The following is a 15,789-nucleotide window of genomic DNA, read 5'->3' as shown; positions in this document are numbered from 1 at the left end:
TCCGCGCTGCCGGGGGAAGATCACACCGAGCGCGTGCTGGTCGGGCTGGATCTGCAGCCGCGCCGTTAGGAGGTCCACTGTGCCAAAGATGACTGGTCCATCGCCCCATGCCGACAAGGCATCTGCACGGACGCTCGCCAAGCCGCGGAACGAGCGATACCTCCTGCGGCTGTTCGTGGCCGGGATGACGCCCACATCGAGACGCGCCATCGCCAACGTCAAGCAGATCTGCGAAGAGCACCTCAAGGGACGCTACGACCTGGAGGTGATCGACCTGTACCAGCAGTTCACGCTGGCCAAGGGTGAGCAGATCATTGCGACGCCGACGCTGATCAAGAAGCTGCCGCTGCCGCTGCGCCGGATCATCGGCGACATGTCGGCGGCAGACCGGGTGCTGGTCGGATTGGATCTGCGGAAGAAGCCGTAGACGCCGTGCCGGACGCCCATGGGCACTGAGATGAAACAACCGAACCCGACGCAGCAGCAACTCATCGCCGAGAATCAGGCACTGCGCGCGCGATTGGACGAAGCCGAAGAGACCCTGCGCGCCATCCGCACCGGCGAGGCGGACGCGCTCGTCGTCTCCACCGCACAGGGCGAACAGGTCTTTACGCTGAAAGGCGCGGACCATTCGTACCGCCTGCTGATCGAGCAGATGAACCAGGGCGCGGCCACACTCACCCAGGACGGTCTCGTCCTGTACGGCAATCGCCGCTTGGCCGAGATGGTCAACGCGTCGCTGGAGCAGGTGATCGGCTCCTCGATGCACGATTGGATCGCGCCCGCCGACCGCGGCCTGTTTCACGGCTTGCTGCGAGGCGACGAGACGCGTCGCGGCGTGGAGATCGCGCTGCGCGACGGAGACGACACGCTGCTGCCCTGCTATCTCGACGTCAACACGGCACGGGTGGACGAGACGCAGGCGGTCGTCTGCCTGACCGCGACCGATTTGACGGAGCAGAAAGCCCACGCCGCCCAACTGCGGGCGTTGGCCCTGGAGCTGATCACCGCCGAGGAGGGCGAGCGTCAGCGGGTCGCGCGGTTGCTGCACGACTCCATCCAGCAGAGGCTGGCTGCGACAAAGTTTCGGTTGAATATGGTGCAGAGTAGGCTCAGCGATCCGGCGCTCCGCCGGCGGATTCATGAGGCCGTCGCGCTGCTCGACGCCTCGATGGAGGAGTTACGCGCGCTGACCGGCCAGCTCAGTCCGCTGGTCCTGCACGAGCTGGGGCTGGGGGCGGCACTCGCCTGGCTTGGACGGCAGATGCGGGAACAGCACGGGCTGGCGGTTGCGGTGCGGGCGGCGCCGGGCGCCGACCCGAGCAGCAAAGAGACTGCGGCGCTGCTGTTTCACGCCGTCCGCGAACTGCTGTTCAACGTCGTCAAGCACGCAGAGGCGGCCGAAGCCCGGGTGATCCTCGAGCGGACCGACGAGGCCGTCCGGGTCACGGTGGAGGATCACGGCAAGGGCTTCGAGCCTGCGACGGCCGCCGCCCCTGGCGCCTCGCCAGGGAGCTTCGGGCTCTTTACCATCCGGGTGCGACTGGAGGCCATCGGCGGAGCGCTCACCATCGACAGCGCGCCCGGCAAAGGCACCCGCGTGAGCCTTCTGGCGCCGGAAGCCCTTGTTGCCGCCATCCAATAGGCTGTCGCCCCAGCCGGGGCGCAGACGTTCATGGTTGAATCCGGTTACAAAAGTAGGATATGATGGGGGCAACTTAAGAAAGCGAGGGAGCCATGTTTGGACTCGGAATGCCGGAGTTAATAATAATCCTTTTGATTGCCCTTGTTGTATTCGGCGCGGCCAAATTACCGCAGATCGGTAGCTCTCTCGGCGGAGCAATTCGCGAATTTAAGAAGTCCGTCGAATCGTCCCCCAAGGAAGTACCGCCCACGCCTACCGAGGAGATCGCCTGTAGCCAGTGCCGCCGGCCGCTCCAGAAGGAGTGGACCGCCTGCCCCCACTGCGGCACGAAGCGAGAAGCGTAGGGGCGATTCGCGAATCGCCCCTACAAGTTGCGTTCGTAGATGATCCGAAGGCCGGTCAGCGTCAGCAGCGAGTCCACATGCTTGATGCTTGGTGATTCGGTAAGAATCAGATGGGCGAGCCCCCCGGTGCCGATCACAATAGGATCGCCCCCCATCTCCTCGCGCATTCGCGTCACGATCCCTTCCACCAGCCCCAGATAGCCGAAAAAGAGCCCCGACTGCATGCTGGCCACTGTCGTCTTTCCCACCACACTGTTCGGCTTCGTGATGTCGATCCGGGGTAGCTTCGCGGTCCGCTCAAACAGGGCCTCGGCGGCGATCCCGATACCCGGCGCGATGACACCACCCAGATATTCCCCTTGGGTCGACACTGCGTCAAAGGTGGTAGCGGTCCCAAAATCGACCACAATCGCCGGGCCACCGTAGGTTTCGAAGGCCGCCACTGCATTCACGATTCGGTCGGCCCCTACCTCGCGCGGGCTGTCGTACAGGATCGGCATGCCGGTCGTGATCCCTGGTCCGACCACTAGAGGCTCGATCCGGAAGTAGCGATGGGCCATCTCTTTGAGGGACGACTGCAGCGGCGGAACCACCGAGGCGATAATCATGGCCGAAATCCGGTTCGGCTCCAGCCCGTCGAGGTGTAACAAATTGCTGATCAATATCCCGTACTCGTCGCCGGTCCCGTCCCGCCGGGTGCTGAGCCTCCAGTGCGTCCGAAGCTCCTTCCCCTCGAACAGTCCGACCGTCGTATTGGTGTTGCCGACGTCCAGCGCGAGCAGCATATTCGTCTACCCCGCAAGCGTCACATCACCGGCCACCAGGTGATGCAATGCGCCTGTCGCGTCCCGGACCACCAGTCGCCCCAGGTCATCCAGCTCCACCGCGAAGCCGGACACTTCTTCATCACCGGATCGCGCTACAACCATTCGCCCCACCGTCAGACAACGGCGCCTGACCTGCTCGAGAATGGGTCGGGGGCCGTCGCTCAACAACCGATCGTACCAACCATCGAGGCTCTCAATTAACAACCGCGCCATCGCCGTTCGATCGAGGGGATGCCCGGCCTCAATGCGCAGTGAAGTGGCGATTTCGCGCAACTCACCTGCAAAGTTGGCCTCGGTCTGATTCGCATTAATGCCGATCCCAAGGATGACGTACAGAAGGCTGGCGCCCCCGACCGCCATTTCGCCAAGAATGCCGCCCACCTTTCGGCCGTGCAGGATCAGGTCGTTGGGCCACTTGAGCGCTGTCGTGAGTCCCGTCGTCCGCTCGATCGCCTCGGCGCCGGCTACCGAGCCCATCAGGGTCAGCATGGGAGCGCTCTTCGGCGGAATCGGCGGCCTTAGAATTACGGACACGTACAGCCCCAGCCCCATCGGCGATTCCCATCGACGGCCGAGCCGACCGCGCCCCCGTCGCTGCCGCTCCGCAATGACAAGCGCGCCATCCGCCTCATCGCGGCCGGCCAGCGCCGCCGCCTCGTCGTTGGTCGACTCGACATCCTGGAACAGGTGGATGACGGTCCCGACCCTGCGCGTCGTCAGGCCGGCCCGGATCTCCGCCTCCCGTAACGGCGTCAAGAGTTCCTGATGGCTCATCACAATCGCCCAGTGTTCCGAGTCAGAAGCTCGATGAGGAAATCAGCGGTCTGCGTGTCGTCATTCCCGCAAAAGCGGGAATCCAGAACTCGCGTGATTCCCTGGGTTCCGGCTCGCGCCCGCGGTGCGGGCTTGGCCGGAATGACGGCCAGAAATATGTGACGAATTTCGAATACACGCCACTAACTGCCTGCGTCAGGCAGGTCGCAAAAGCTGGTCGATCCGTTCAAGGTGCTGCAGCAACTTGACCTTGGTATCCATGAGCCGGGCCTGCTCATCCCGCTGCTTGGCCACCACCTCCGCCGGCGCCTTCGCAACGAAATCCGCGTTGCTGAGCTTTTTGTCTATCCGCGCCAGCTCCTGCTCCACCTTGTCCAGCTCACGCCGCAGCTTCTGCTGCCTGGTCGTAAAGAGCGAGAGGTCGTCGACCGGCAGGTGTACCTCAATGCCGCTTACCAGACCCACTGCGGCCGGCGACGGTCGATCCAGATGTTGCCCGAAGGCCACCTGCTCCGCGCGCGTAAGCGCGGCGAGGTACGGCCTGACCGTCTCTATCGCTCTGTCGTCATCGTCGGATGAGGTCCGGAGCACCAGCCGGATCGATTTCGACGGCGCAATCTCCAGATCCGAACGGAGGTCCCGGGCCGCCCGCGTCAGCTCCATCAGAAGACCTATCGAGGCCTCGGTATCGGCCGCCTCCCACGCCGGTTCGGCCTTGGGCCAGTGGTCCTGCATCAGGCTGGTCCCTTCGCGGCCCGGCAGTTGCTGCCAGATCTCTTCCGTAATGAACGGCATGAACGGGTGCAGCAGGCGCAGCGTGGTCTCCAGCCCCAGCAGCAGTATGGCAACCCCGGCCTGCCGTTGTTCCCGACTCGACCCCTCCGAGGTAAGGCGAGACTTCACCATCTCCAGATACCAGTCGCAGTATTCGTGCCAGACGAACTGATAGAGGGCCGACGCCGCCTCATTGAACCGGTACTCCTCCAGCGCCGTCGTCACCGATCCGATCAGGCCGTGCAGTCGGCTGAGCAGCCACCGATCCGCCAGATCAAGTGCAGGGGCGGTTTTCAAACCGCCCTCGTCGACGACCGTCCGTGTGGAACCTTCGAGAAGCGGCAGGTATCGGGCGAGGAACTGATGGGCGTTCCATAGTTTGTTGCAGAAGTGGCGATACCCCTCGATCCGCTCTTCCGACAGCCGGATGTCGCGGCCTTGGGCCGCCAGTGCGGCCAGGGTAAAGCGGAAGGCATCGGCCCCGTAGTCCTCAATGACTACCAGCGGATCGATGACGTTGCCTTTTGACTTCGACATCTTCTGCCCTTCGGCGTCGCGCACGAGGGCATGGATATAGACCTCCCGGAACGGGACATCGTTCATGAACTTGAGTCCCATCATCATCATCCTGGCGACCCAGAAAAAGATAATGTCGAAGCTGGTGACGAGCGTTGAGGTCGGATAGAACCGGCGGAGCAGCTCGGTCTGTTCCGGCCAGCCCATCGTTGAGAAGGGCCAGAGGGCCGATGAGAACCAGGTGTCGAGGACATCGGGGTCCCGAACCAACTCCGATCCGCCGCATCGAGGACAGGCGGCAGGAGGCGATGTGGCAACAATCGGCGCAGCATCGCGAAGGATCCTGTGGGCCCCCGCATCGGTCGCTTCAAGAATCAGGTTATGCTGATCGCACCTCCGACAGTACCAGGCCGGAACCTGGTGCCCCCACCAGAGCTGGCGCGAGATGCACCAATCCTTGATATTCCGCATCCAGGCAAAGTAGGTATTCTCCCAATGCTGGGGGACAAATCTGGTTCGCCCCTCCTCCACCGCCCGGATAGCAGGATCGGCCAGCGGCCCGACCTTGACGAACCATTGTGGCGAAAGGAACGGCTCCACCACCGTCCGACAGCGGTAGCACTTGCCGACCGCATGCTGGTGCGCGTCGACCTGCACAAGCAGGCCCTGGTCGCGCAACCGCCCCACAACAACCTCACGAGCCTTTTCCGCCTCAAGTCCTGCGATCTCGCGATAGAGCGCGGGCTCGATCTGCGCGTCAACTATCGAACTCGCGATCCGACCGCTCTCGTCGAACAGCGCAATCCGCGGCAGGCCGTGCCGCTCACCCGCCTCGAAGTCATTGAAATCGTGAGCCGGGGTGATCTTCACCGCCCCGGTACCGAACTCCCGATCCACAAGAATGGAATCGCCCACTACGGGGATGACCCGCCCGGTCAGCGGGAGTTTCACCTGACGGCCAATGAACCGATTGTAGCGCGGGTCGTCCGGGTGGACCGCCACGGCGGTGTCGGCCAGCATCGTTTCGGGGCGGGTGGTCGCCACGACCAGCCGGGTTGTCGGGTCATCCGCCAACGGATACGCGATATGATAGAAAAGACCCTGAGTATCCTCGTGCTCCACCTCGATATCCGACAGCGCCGTCCGGCAGCGCGGACACCAGTTGATCAGCCGCTCGCCACGATAGATCAGCCCCTCCTCGAATAGCCGGACAAACACCTCGCGGACCGCTCGCTGGCGGGGCTCGTCCATGGTAAAACACTCCCGATCCCAGTCGCAGAACGCGCCCAGCCGCTTAAGCTGGCGGATAATCGTGCCGCCTGACTCCTCCTTCCACTTCCAGACACGCGCGACGAACCCTTCTCGCCCGAGCGCCTCACACTCAACGCCTTCGGATCGAAGCTGCCGCTCAACAACGTTCTGCGTCGCGATCCCCGCATGGTCGGTACCCGGAACCCAGAGGGCATTATACCCCTGCATCCGCCGCCATCGGATCAGGATATCCTGCAGCGTGTTGTTCATGGCGTGGCCGATGTGCAGGAAGCCGGTGATGTTGGGCGGCGGGATGACAATGGCATACGGCGGCTTCGGTAACGACTCGTCAACGTGGCTTGCGCCGGCCTCCTCCCATGCCTTGGCCCAGCGCTCTTCAATCCCGTGAGGATCGTATCCGATCTTTTTCTCTTTCTCTCGCGACATCTCGTATCCTGTTGGGGTCTTTAGGTCCTTTGCTGATCTGTCCGAACGTGTCTATACAGAGGCAGTCCGCATCATCGTTCGAGAACGTAACACATCCGGCATAGCATATCAAGGCAAGCGGTAAGGAGGGATTACTTGACGACCGAGTACCGGCGGATATCCGGATCGGCGGCAGCCAGCTCCGGGAACTTCAAACGGGCGTTTCGCACGTGTGACGACTGTAAGTGTGCGTCAAGTTCTGCTTCGCTTCGCCACTCTTCCACAAACGTAAAATCGGTCGGATCGGCTCTATTCTGAAGCAGTTCGTACGTTACGCACCCCGGCTCCCTGCGCGTGGGCTCGACCAGCCCCTGCAACACCACCCGAAGCTCCTCTATCTTTCCAGGGCGAGCAACAACGCGGGCCACCACCCGCACCCCTTGATCCGACATTCCAACCACTCCTTTCTCGACCGACCTTATACCTATGCTGTCGGACGACCGATGTCACCGATGTTGTACGTAGCCGACACGAACCTCTTTGCGCTCGTCAGCGAGAGGCGGACTGATCGGTTTGGAGCAACACCCGCTTGCCCTGATAGCTCACGAAGACCCCGTCGGACGTGATGCTCTCGATCACGAGATTGGCGTCAATCCGCTGGCCTTCGACGTACTTGTGGTTGTTGATGAAGACCCAGCGCTGTGCGGGGACCTCGGAATAGACGTGAACCTGGAGGTGCAGATTCGCGAAGACCTCTTGAGGAACCGGCGGTTCTTGAGACGCCGGCGGTGTCGCCGGATCTCGCTCCAAGGGCTTCACGCGAGCCGAGTCCACTGCAGGAGCCGGGGACTTCTCCGGCGCGGTCTCAGGCTTCGGAGGCGAGGCGGACCTCGGGGCAGCCGCTCCGGAGGATGTCACGTGCGACGGCTTCGCCGCGGCCCGCGGGGCCGCGTCAGGATGTTGCTCCAGTCGCAACAGGGGCACGGAGGGTGCGCTCCTCGTTGCAGAGGGTGGGACGTGCGACGCCGGCACGGCAATCGCTGCCGTGTCCGGCGCATCCGGTGTGGCGACGGGCCCGACGGGACGCGCCCGCGCGGCGTGCTCCGGCGGCGCCGGTACCGGGGATGCCACAGGCGCCCGAGTCGCGCTCACCATAGCTCTGTTGGGGACAGAGGGCGACGAGCGCAACAGCCACAGCCAGACGCCCACGTTCACAACGATCACCGCACCGGCGATCCACGGCCAGAGGCGCCGGCGCCGTGAAGGAGGCGCCGGCGCCCGGTGGACGGTTGCCAGCGTGGGAACGGCCACCGGGTGTCGATCCCGGTCGGCCTTCTTCAATGCATCGAGGATATAGGACATGTGCGGCCTACGAGCCTACCCGCCGGAGGCGAGGCACCTTTGGATCGCGCTGGGCAGCGCTCAAATGGGTCAGCGTCTCCTTTCCGACGATCCCGTCGGCCATGAGCGACCGACTACGCTGGAAGGCGATCACCCGGGCGCGGAGGTTGTCGTCGAAGACCTGGCGATTCGGTCCTCCTCCGTGGACGCCGTCGAACTCGGCGAGCTGCTCTCGCACCCACTCCACGTCCTTGCCGCGCGTGCCCGGTCTGATGGGAACCGAGCTCAACTCGGGCGCCTTCCAGAGGAGAATGAACGGACCATCCCAGTAGAGGTCGATCTCGCTCAGCGGGAACACGTGTCGCCCTCCCCCGAAGTCGAGGGTCGCGTTCTGCTCGTCCAGGGCCACCACCGTGGCGTACCGACGATCTCCCGCCGGCGTCGACAGCTCGATGATGGCCGGCAGGTTGAATCGCCGGAGCTTGCCCCACGTGCCCGTCTTGAAGAGACACTGAAGTCCTTCGGACCGACCGCGCTCGCACCCGAGGTTATCCATGGAGTCGTCGACGTCAAGGCGCCAGCTCGCATAGAGGCTGGCGAAGGCCGACTTCCTGTCGGCGTGTAGCGAGGGATCCGAGAGGAGTGCCGACAGTGTCGCGGACGTCGGGGTCGGATTCATCGCACTCGGGATCACGGCACGCCGGATCAACCACGTCTGCCGCTGAGTGAAGAGTACCCACGTGCCGGTGGCGAGCACTGCGACGAGCACCACTGCGCCCGCCCACTGCCACCGACGCGCGGGCCGCGGCGGAAGCGTCTCGCCGAGCACCTCGCTCGCCGCGCGGCGCACCGTGGCGGCCATGACACGACGTTGGTCTTGCGTGTATGCCCCGAGCAGCGCGCGGTCGCAGATGGCGTTGATCAGCCGCGGGATGCCGCGCGCCGCCCCGTGCACTGCGCGCATCGCCGCCTCGGTGAAGATCGTGTTCTTCTGGCCGGCGATCTGGATTCGATGAACGATATAGGCTCGCGTGTCGTCCTCGGAGAACGCCAGCAGGTGATAGCGCGCGGTGACCCGCTGGGCCAATTGCCGGAGCTCTTCCTTGTCGAGCACTCGGATCAACTCCGGCTGGCCGATGAGGATGATCTGCAGGAGCTTCTGGGTTGGGGTCTCGAGATTCGTCAGCAGCCGGATCTGCTCCAGGACATCGGTGGCGAGGTCCTGCGCCTCGTCGACGACGAGCACCGTGCGACGTCCCTGCGCGTGCGCATCGAGCAGGTGTCGGTAGAGCGCGTCGACGATGAGCTTTCCGCTGGTCGTGCCGGCAGGATACGAGATGCGGAGTTCGTCGCACACCACGGCGAGCAGCTCGATATCCGTGAGCCGCGGATTGAGGATGAGAGCCACATCCACGCGGGGCGGCAGTTGCTCCAGCAGACACCGACAGAGTGTCGTCTTTCCGGTTCCAACCTCGCCGGTGAGCTGCACGAATCCGCCGCCTTCTGCGACCCCGTAGAGAAGGTGTGCCAGGGCTTCACGGTGGCGCTCACTCATGTAGAGATAGCGCGGATCGGGCGTCATGGAGAACGGGGCCTCGGTGAGGCCGAAATACATCGTATACATCACGTGACGCGGAAGGGGGCTACGCTCTGCCCTTCCGACACCTTTCGCCGCGAAAATCGGAGAGGATATCGCCGGCCGTCTGCGGCACACGACGACGGCGTTGCGCCGGCGGAGCCGCCGCCCAACCATCCCTCATAATTCAGCTTGCTGATAGCTGATCATCAATGTGATACGGCATTGCTCTCGATGGGTGAAAGTATAGGAGGGCTGTTTTTTGCGTGTCAAGGGATATTGTGCATCGGAAAACAGGGGATGGCGATGCGAGCGGGAAAGGACAGTGATATGGGTCGGATCGGTTTTGCTCTAGAGCAGTTTGTACGTCACACACCCAGGCTTCTTGTGCGTCGGCTCGACCAGCCCCTGCAACACGGCCCGGAGTTCGTCCACCCTTCCAGGGCGGGCCATAACGCGCGCCACCACCCGCACCCCTTAATCCGCCATCCCACTCACTTCTTTCTTACACAACCTCTACGCGGGGACGAAGTAGACGTCGGTCGGTTTGAACTTGGAGAGGCGGCGGAATTTGGCCCTCACCTGCATGCCGACCCAATCCAGGGAGGGTGAGACGGGATCGACACCGATCAGCCGTGAGAGAAACAGGGTATTCACACCGGGCCACTCCACCAGGATCAGGACAAAGGGGGTCTCCTTCAGGAACTCCTCGCTCCCGAAGTAACAGACGGTGAAGGTGTGGACCGCGCCGGTCTGCGGCAGTTCGAACCAGTCGCACTCGCTGCCGCAATCCATACAGTGAAGTTTGGGCGTGGCGTACTTGTAGCCACACTTCGTACAGACAGTCCCGAGCAGCTTGCCGTTGGCCAGGCCGGCAAAGAACGGGGAGTCCTGCCCGTAGCTGTGGAGATAATCAATCTGATACGGCTGTTTGATGAGGATGGGGGCCATGGTCTTGAGCTGGGCCAGGTCCTTGGGAAACGGGACATTGAACAGGATCGTCCCGTCGTCGGTCTCCGGCAACGCGACCGGCTCCTCATTTGTAGGTTTGCGATTGGTTCTCTCACCCTTGGCATCCGCCACGGTGCCCACCCCCTTTCTCCGGTTACCTCCCGTAACCTACAACTACTCCAACACCCCGCTATCCTTCGATGGCCAGCACAACAGCAAGTGCCTTGGTGATCTCTTGCATCGCCGTCCCGGACAATTTACCCGCTTGACGAACGAATCTGGTTTGAGATATCGAACGAACCTGAAAAGCGTCTGCCGCGGAGGGTTTGTCCAATCCATTCTCTGAATCGGGCTCCAGTCGAACCATCCATGGCGCAACCGCATACCGATCCTTCCACTCCGTTATCGGCACAATGACCTTCAGTGGCAATATCCCGACAGTATCGTCATTGACAACGACGGCCGGGCGAGTTTTCTTGATTTCGGCCCCGATGGCTGGGTCCAAATTGATCAGCCAGACCTCGCCCCTAAGCATGAACATCCTGACTGTCAAGAACTGTAAAGCTGGTCAGTTCATCATCCTCCGCATAATCTGGGCGCAAAGCCTCAGCAGCCGCCACCAATTGGCGTTTTCTTTCAGACGAAGTTAACGGACGTTCAGTGACCTGAAGATCTTCTTGTAGCAAATGCAGGGCTACTTCAATGACTTCAAGCCGCTCTTTTGCCGAAAGTTTCTTGAGTTCTTCCAGAATTTCTATCCGGGTCATGCTGCCTCCTTCTCACTCTTTGGGAGTATCAACAGGAAACTTGGGCATTAGATGGCGATTCCGGCTTCGGCCACAAAGACTTCAAGTACCGGCGGTTCGCCCTCCAGGACTTCCTCGCCAAAGGTCTCAATATGGAAACGAATGGCAGACTTGACGTCGGCTAGTGCCTCCTCGTAGGTGTCGCCCTCGCCGACAACAACCCCTTTGAGGCCTAGCGGATAGGCGACATAGCCCTCCGGATGCTTCTCAACTACCACCTTGAACTGTTTCATCGCTGAGTCTCCTTGTACTGACAACATGACGGCCGAGCGGGTTTTCCTGACCTCATCCCCCATAGAGCGTACGACGCGCAGGCAGGTCAGCCTTTCTCCATGATGGTCACGGTGACATAGGTCCCGGTGCCGGCGTGACTGTGAATCGCCCCACGTCGTGCCCCCTTAACCTGCAAGCGGTCGTTGCCAAAGTGCTTCTTGATGCTGCCCTGCAGTTGCCACAGGGCGAAGACCGCCTGCATCAGGCCGGTAGCCCCGACAGGGTGGCCGCATGCGATCAGGCCACCCGAGGGATTGACCGGCAACGTCCCCGGCTTTTTGAGCACCAAGCCATAGTCGAGATTGGGGAGAAAGGGGTTGCCCTCCTCGGCCCATCGGCCGCCCTCGCCGTACTTGCAGAGACCCATGTCCTCGTAGGTCTGAATCTCGGAGGAGGTGTAGGCATCGTGTAGCTCGATGAAGTCCAGCTCCTTGATCGGATGGGTGATCCCGGCCATCTCGTAGGCGAGCTTAGAGGCCATCCGGCCTGCCCGGAACGAGTGGATGCCGGGATACTTGAGACCCCGGTAGTCGCCGGCTCGCTCATGCGGAAGCAGCAGCACCTTCCGGTGCGGCCGGTCGGCCATCCGCATCGCGTCCGTCCCCCGACCGATACCCACAATCTTGGCCAGCTTGAGACGCTTGCCGCTCGCCCTCTCCAGCTTGCCAACCCCCTCCTCGCTGGCCAGAATCGCGGCGGCCGCGCCGTCCGACATGACGCAGATATCGAGGCGCGTCAGCGGCCATGCCACCATCGGCGCCCGTCGCACATCCTCGATCGTGAGGCGCTTTCGCTTCTGGGCATAGGGGTTGTGGAAGGCGTTGTTGTGATTCTTCACCGAGACGTGGGCCATCTGCTCGACCGTCGTGCCGAACTCCTTCATGTGCCGGACCACCATCATCGCGTAGTAGCCGGTATAGAAGCCGCCTACCGGGTAGTCGAAGCTCACGTCGGAAGCCAGGGCGATGAATTCGTTCCCCTTCCAGGTGTTGACGTGGGACATCGTCTCGAAGCCGTAGGCCACGCAGACGTCCATGAGGCCCGAGGCCACCGACTTCCAGGCCTCCTGAAAGCAGAGCCCCCCGGTTGCGCCTCCCCCTTCGACCCGGTGGCTCGGCTTGGGGCAGAGCCCCAGGTAGTCCTGCACCATGATGCCCGACATCAACTGGCGCTGAAAATGGTCGGAGAAATATGAGGCGACCGAGCCATCGACGATCTCAACAAACCGGGAGTGCTCGAGCCCGAGGTCCTTAAGGGCGTAGTCGTACGCCTCCTTCACCATCGGTTGGAAGGTGACGTCCGGCCGAGCCTTCGCAAACTTGCTCACCCCTCCCGAGACCATATACACCGGCCGCATGATGGACTCTCCTCCCTCTCCGTCATTGCGAGCACCCGAAGGGTACGCGGCAATCTCACCGTTCTTCCCATCTCCTCTCCCCCACTTGTGGCAGAAAAGCTGTTATTCCCCTCGCCCCCATTTGGGGGAGAGGGCGAGGGTGAGAGGATCGTCTCCCATGGCTTGACCTATAAGCTCAAATATCTCAGAAAGCAAGCAAAAATCACGGTCGCGCTGGATTCCCGCCAGCCGCTTCCCAGCGACAATCCGTGCGGTAAGTATCTGAGCTCTGAATCTCAGAACTTCCTTGCGAACCGCTGACCGACCCAATAGAATCCGCGCGGAATCTGAGGGCGTCATTTCCCACGAAGACGCCAAGGCTCGCCTCGACAAATGGCTCGCGGCCTAGTTTGGTCGTCCGAAATCCGGCTGCCTTAAGCGGCATCCCGGGTCATAGCCGTGATCCGTTTTCTCCGGCCCCAGCCCGCTGAGTAGCGCGGCGATATTCGATTCCTTCCACTCAGCAATCTGCTTGACATCCTACGTCTTAGACGTACAATACTTCAATGTATAGTTTCATCGAAACAAGGTTGTTCACGCGCCTCGTGTCCGAGTATCTTTCTGACGACGAATACGCGGACGTACAAACGGCTCTGATCAAGAACCTTGAAGCAGGCGCTATTATTCCAGGTTCCGGAGGGATACGAAAACTGCGTTGGGGTTTGGCTGGGCGTGGAAAGCGCAGTGGGATGCGGATCATTTACTATGCTAAAGTCAGCGAGGGCGTCATTTGGATGTTGACTCTGTATGCCAAGAGTGTCTCAGAAAACATCCCGGCACACATTCTGAAACAGATCAAGAAGGAGATCGACAATGGCTAAATCTAAACGTAACATTGGCTTGGAGATTTTGGAAGGGATCCGCGAAATCAAACGCGGCGAACACGGTCGCGTGATCACCAGACCATCGGTCGACGCCATCCGTGAAAAAACGGGCCTTTCGCAGTCTCGATTCGCGCGATTGTTAGGCGTTTCAGTCCGAACGCTTCAGGAATGGGAACAGGGACGTCGTGCGCCATCCGGCGCAGCTCGAACGCTGCTCATGATCGCCGACAAGAATCCAAAGGCCTTACTTGAAGTCGCCTGATCGCCGGAATTCGATTGTGATCGGGTGGCAGTGGGATGCCGACCGGAAGCTTTCGGTTGAAATAGCCAGGATATAGCACGCGGCCAAGGGAACACCGGATGTCCCGCGACGGTAGGGGAGTCCACAACCCAGCGAATCGACGCGGGTTAGGTCCGGAGCGCAGTTCGACCGTGGTGCGATCACCTGATACTGTACACGTCGTCATAAATCGCAACAATAGCCGTCATTCCCGCGAAAGCGGGAATCCATAAAAGCCCTGGATGCCGGGTCAAGCCCGGAATGACGAATTGTCTGAGATTTGTGGCGTCATGTATATGTGTGTGCTTGTCCGATCTGCGCAACTCAGAAATTCCTTGCGAGCCGCTGACGGGCGCAATACAATCCGTGCTAACTACGGCATCAGCCGATAGATCTTGACCGACCAGTTTCCTCTGTGGTTAGCCGTTCTTCGGCGTGAGTTGCAGCTAAAGAAGTCAACAGGTGGACTTGTACCATGAGAATCTACCTTGATATGTGCGGCGTACAGCGTCCGCTCGACACCAAGACTCAGCCGAGGATTGCCGTAGAAGCCGAGGCCATTCTGGGGGTCCTCACGCTCTGTGAAGCTGGACAAGTGGAGTTGATGACTTCCGATATCATGGTATTCGAGTTAGAGCGTAACCCGCACCCTGTGCGCAAAGAGTATGCCCTCAGGGTATTGACCAAAGCGACAGCGTTCATTCGCACGGACAGGCACGTCGAGGAGCGTGCGCGGGCTTTCGAAGCGGAAGGAGTCAAGCCCTTGGACGCGCTCCACCTGGCGTCGGCAGTGGTAGGAGGGGCCGAGTATTTCTGCACGTGTGATGATAAATTTCTCAAGCAGGCCAGAGCGGTGGACACGGGACAAACCAAAGCGGTCTCTCCGCTCGAGCTGATAACGGAGGTAACGAAATGAATGTGAAGGCGAAACCCCTGAGCGAGATCACGCGACATGCGATCGACTTGCTCTCCAAAGATATGGGAATAGTAGACACCGTGCGGTTTCTAAACCAGTTCACGACAGGTTACGGTGACTACACAGAGGAACGGGAAGCCCTGTTCAAGGATCTGACGCTTGATGAGATTCTGGCGTCACTGAAGAAAGCACCGAGTCACCAGAACGGCTAATTTTTGTAGTTAGACGTGCGAGGGTCAGGTCGTGTAAACTTGTGAGGGAAGTAAAAACGATGATTCGAACCGTTGAAGCCGTGATCGATGAACACGGGAACGTGCGGCTCCTCGAACGTATCCATCTTCAAGCGGCCCGTCTGGCACTCGTGACGATCTTGGAGGAGCGGCCTGTCTCGGGCGTGCCGGAAAGTGCATTGCTGAGCGAGGCGGTATTTGCCGAAGACTGGAACAAGCCAGAGGAGGACGAAGCGTGGTCGCACCTGCAGCAGGTGCGGTAGTTCTCGTCCGCTTCCCCTTCTCCAATCTCTCGCAGGTCAAGTTGCGCCCCATCACACCCCTTCCAGCAGATCCTCGATAATGTCGTGGACCTCCTCCGTAGCGGCCGCTCTCAGTGATGCCCGTACAGGCGGATGATTTGCGTTACATACCGTCGCATGGTCTTAGAGCATGACAGGGGAGTGGAGTCCACAACCCACCAGATCGACTCGGATTGCGTCCGGAGCATAGTTCGACCGGGGTGCAGTAGGCTGACAACATGTGCAAAGTTGGTTCGATCTACGCAACTCAGAAATTCCTTGCGAAAAGCTGACCGACACAATAAAATCCGCGCTAACGACAAAAAACCCGATCAAGACAGACCGACTAGTCTACTCT

20 protein-coding genes are annotated in these 15,789 nt (G+C 61.1%); 8 read left to right on the top strand and 12 right to left on the bottom strand.

The genetic code is table 11. The features are described 5' to 3' along the window. Window positions 1-88 precede the first annotated feature (88 nt). The 3 genes from C3F12_11535 (at window position 89) to C3F12_11525 (ending at window position 1,989) form a co-directional block, all read left to right on the top strand. Entirely contained in the window at window positions 89-427 is a 339-nt protein-coding gene (locus C3F12_11535; protein PWB44323.1) for a thiol-disulfide isomerase, read from the top strand. Window positions 428-445: 18 nt separating this feature from the next. Then, the gene (locus C3F12_11530; protein ID PWB44322.1) at window positions 446-1,645 is read left to right on the top strand and encodes a hypothetical protein; all 1,200 of its coding nucleotides are present in this window, start codon (window positions 446-448) and stop codon (window positions 1,643-1,645) included. A 92-nt stretch (window positions 1,646-1,737) separates the two neighbouring features. Then, window positions 1,738-1,989: a twin-arginine translocase TatA/TatE family subunit gene (locus tag C3F12_11525; GenBank protein PWB44321.1), complete on the top strand. Its 252-nt coding sequence runs from the start codon at window positions 1,738-1,740 to the stop codon at window positions 1,987-1,989. A gap of 20 nt (window positions 1,990-2,009) precedes the next feature. Here C3F12_11525 and C3F12_11520 read toward each other — a convergent pair whose 3' ends face one another. From C3F12_11520 to C3F12_11465, 12 genes are all read right to left on the bottom strand, one after another. Then, window positions 2,010-2,774: a type III pantothenate kinase gene (locus C3F12_11520; protein PWB44320.1), complete on the bottom strand. Its 765-nt coding sequence runs from the start codon at window positions 2,772-2,774 to the stop codon at window positions 2,010-2,012. Between the two features lie 6 nt (window positions 2,775-2,780). Then, entirely contained in the window at window positions 2,781-3,590 is an 810-nt protein-coding gene (locus C3F12_11515) for a biotin--[acetyl-CoA-carboxylase] ligase (GenBank protein ID PWB44319.1), read from the bottom strand. A 195-nt stretch (window positions 3,591-3,785) separates the two neighbouring features. Beyond that, complete coding sequence (locus C3F12_11510) at window positions 3,786-6,578, bottom strand: valine--tRNA ligase (protein ID PWB44318.1); 2,793 nt, start codon at window positions 6,576-6,578, stop codon at window positions 3,786-3,788. Window positions 6,579-6,709: 131 nt separating this feature from the next. Further along, complete coding sequence (locus tag C3F12_11505) at window positions 6,710-7,009, bottom strand: antibiotic biosynthesis monooxygenase (GenBank protein PWB44317.1); 300 nt, start codon at window positions 7,007-7,009, stop codon at window positions 6,710-6,712. Window positions 7,010-7,106: 97 nt separating this feature from the next. Continuing rightward, on the bottom strand, window positions 7,107-7,919 hold the full coding sequence (locus tag C3F12_11500) for a hypothetical protein (protein ID PWB44316.1): 813 nt from the start codon (window positions 7,917-7,919) through the stop codon (window positions 7,107-7,109). Between the two features lie 7 nt (window positions 7,920-7,926). Continuing rightward, entirely contained in the window at window positions 7,927-9,522 is a 1,596-nt protein-coding gene (locus C3F12_11495) for a hypothetical protein (protein PWB44315.1), read from the bottom strand. A gap of 303 nt (window positions 9,523-9,825) precedes the next feature. After that, the gene (locus tag C3F12_11490; protein PWB44314.1) at window positions 9,826-9,942 is read right to left on the bottom strand and encodes a hypothetical protein; all 117 of its coding nucleotides are present in this window, start codon (window positions 9,940-9,942) and stop codon (window positions 9,826-9,828) included. Between the two features lie 48 nt (window positions 9,943-9,990). Further along, complete coding sequence (locus C3F12_11485; GenBank protein ID PWB44334.1) at window positions 9,991-10,557, bottom strand: nucleotide-binding protein; 567 nt, start codon at window positions 10,555-10,557, stop codon at window positions 9,991-9,993. Between the two features lie 58 nt (window positions 10,558-10,615). Next, window positions 10,616-10,960, bottom strand: coding sequence for a PemK family transcriptional regulator (locus tag C3F12_11480; GenBank protein PWB44313.1), 345 nt, complete (start codon window positions 10,958-10,960; stop codon window positions 10,616-10,618). After that, the gene (locus tag C3F12_11475; protein ID PWB44312.1) at window positions 10,953-11,192 is read right to left on the bottom strand and encodes a hypothetical protein; all 240 of its coding nucleotides are present in this window, start codon (window positions 11,190-11,192) and stop codon (window positions 10,953-10,955) included. The genes C3F12_11480 and C3F12_11475 overlap by 8 nt, the downstream gene beginning before the upstream one ends. A 47-nt stretch (window positions 11,193-11,239) precedes the next feature. Next, a complete protein-coding gene (locus C3F12_11470; GenBank protein PWB44311.1) occupies window positions 11,240-11,464 on the bottom strand; it encodes a hypothetical protein in 225 nt (74 codons plus the stop codon). 86 nt (window positions 11,465-11,550) lie between these two features. Then, on the bottom strand, window positions 11,551-12,861 hold the full coding sequence (locus tag C3F12_11465) for an acetyl-CoA acetyltransferase (protein ID PWB44310.1): 1,311 nt from the start codon (window positions 12,859-12,861) through the stop codon (window positions 11,551-11,553). 545 nt (window positions 12,862-13,406) lie between these two features. Between C3F12_11465 and C3F12_11460 the strand changes: the two genes are divergently transcribed. The 5 genes from C3F12_11460 to C3F12_11440 all read left to right on the top strand — a co-directional run bounded on the left by C3F12_11460 (window position 13,407) and on the right by C3F12_11440 (window position 15,413). Further along, window positions 13,407-13,721 (top strand): transcriptional regulator, encoded by a 315-nt coding sequence (locus tag C3F12_11460; GenBank protein PWB44309.1) that lies wholly within the window; start codon window positions 13,407-13,409, stop codon window positions 13,719-13,721. Next, entirely contained in the window at window positions 13,714-13,986 is a 273-nt protein-coding gene (locus tag C3F12_11455) for a transcriptional regulator (protein PWB44308.1), read from the top strand. The genes C3F12_11460 and C3F12_11455 overlap by 8 nt, the downstream gene beginning before the upstream one ends. A 511-nt stretch (window positions 13,987-14,497) precedes the next feature. Then, entirely contained in the window at window positions 14,498-14,920 is a 423-nt protein-coding gene (locus C3F12_11450; GenBank protein ID PWB44333.1) for a nucleic acid-binding protein, read from the top strand. Continuing rightward, window positions 14,917-15,132: a hypothetical protein gene (locus C3F12_11445; protein ID PWB44307.1), complete on the top strand. Its 216-nt coding sequence runs from the start codon at window positions 14,917-14,919 to the stop codon at window positions 15,130-15,132. The genes C3F12_11450 and C3F12_11445 overlap by 4 nt, the downstream gene beginning before the upstream one ends. A gap of 59 nt (window positions 15,133-15,191) precedes the next feature. Continuing rightward, a complete protein-coding gene (locus C3F12_11440) occupies window positions 15,192-15,413 on the top strand; it encodes a hypothetical protein (GenBank protein ID PWB44306.1) in 222 nt (73 codons plus the stop codon). Window positions 15,414-15,789: the final 376 nt, after the last annotated feature.

The organism is Candidatus Methylomirabilota bacterium (genome assembly GCA_003104975.1).
Lineage (GTDB): Bacteria > Methylomirabilota > Methylomirabilia > Methylomirabilales > Methylomirabilaceae > Methylomirabilis.
Note: the sequence above shows the minus strand (reverse complement) of the source record. Positions and strands in the feature narration are given on the sequence as shown.

Coding starts and splice junctions, on each gene's coding strand:
- C3F12_11455 (PWB44308.1), top strand. CDS start 13,714: ATGGCTAAATCTAAACGTAACATTGGCTTGGAGATTTTGGAAGGGATC.
- C3F12_11505 (PWB44317.1), bottom strand. CDS start 7,009: ATGTCGGATCAAGGGGTGCGGGTGGTGGCCCGCGTTGTTGCTCGCCCT.
- C3F12_11510 (PWB44318.1), bottom strand. CDS start 6,578: ATGTCGCGAGAGAAAGAGAAAAAGATCGGATACGATCCTCACGGGATT.
- C3F12_11535 (PWB44323.1), top strand. CDS start 89: ATGACTGGTCCATCGCCCCATGCCGACAAGGCATCTGCACGGACGCTC.
- C3F12_11475 (PWB44312.1), bottom strand. CDS start 11,192: ATGACCCGGATAGAAATTCTGGAAGAACTCAAGAAACTTTCGGCAAAA.
- C3F12_11440 (PWB44306.1), top strand. CDS start 15,192: ATGATTCGAACCGTTGAAGCCGTGATCGATGAACACGGGAACGTGCGG.
- C3F12_11515 (PWB44319.1), bottom strand. CDS start 3,590: ATGAGCCATCAGGAACTCTTGACGCCGTTACGGGAGGCGGAGATCCGG.
- C3F12_11445 (PWB44307.1), top strand. CDS start 14,917: ATGAATGTGAAGGCGAAACCCCTGAGCGAGATCACGCGACATGCGATC.
- C3F12_11530 (PWB44322.1), top strand. CDS start 446: ATGGGCACTGAGATGAAACAACCGAACCCGACGCAGCAGCAACTCATC.
- C3F12_11495 (PWB44315.1), bottom strand. CDS start 9,522: ATGTATACGATGTATTTCGGCCTCACCGAGGCCCCGTTCTCCATGACG.
- C3F12_11470 (PWB44311.1), bottom strand. CDS start 11,464: ATGAAACAGTTCAAGGTGGTAGTTGAGAAGCATCCGGAGGGCTATGTC.
- C3F12_11525 (PWB44321.1), top strand. CDS start 1,738: ATGTTTGGACTCGGAATGCCGGAGTTAATAATAATCCTTTTGATTGCC.
- C3F12_11460 (PWB44309.1), top strand. CDS start 13,407: ATGTATAGTTTCATCGAAACAAGGTTGTTCACGCGCCTCGTGTCCGAG.
- C3F12_11500 (PWB44316.1), bottom strand. CDS start 7,919: ATGTCCTATATCCTCGATGCATTGAAGAAGGCCGACCGGGATCGACAC.
- C3F12_11520 (PWB44320.1), bottom strand. CDS start 2,774: ATGCTGCTCGCGCTGGACGTCGGCAACACCAATACGACGGTCGGACTG.
- C3F12_11465 (PWB44310.1), bottom strand. CDS start 12,861: ATGCGGCCGGTGTATATGGTCTCGGGAGGGGTGAGCAAGTTTGCGAAG.
- C3F12_11480 (PWB44313.1), bottom strand. CDS start 10,960: ATGCTTAGGGGCGAGGTCTGGCTGATCAATTTGGACCCAGCCATCGGG.
- C3F12_11450 (PWB44333.1), top strand. CDS start 14,498: ATGTGCGGCGTACAGCGTCCGCTCGACACCAAGACTCAGCCGAGGATT.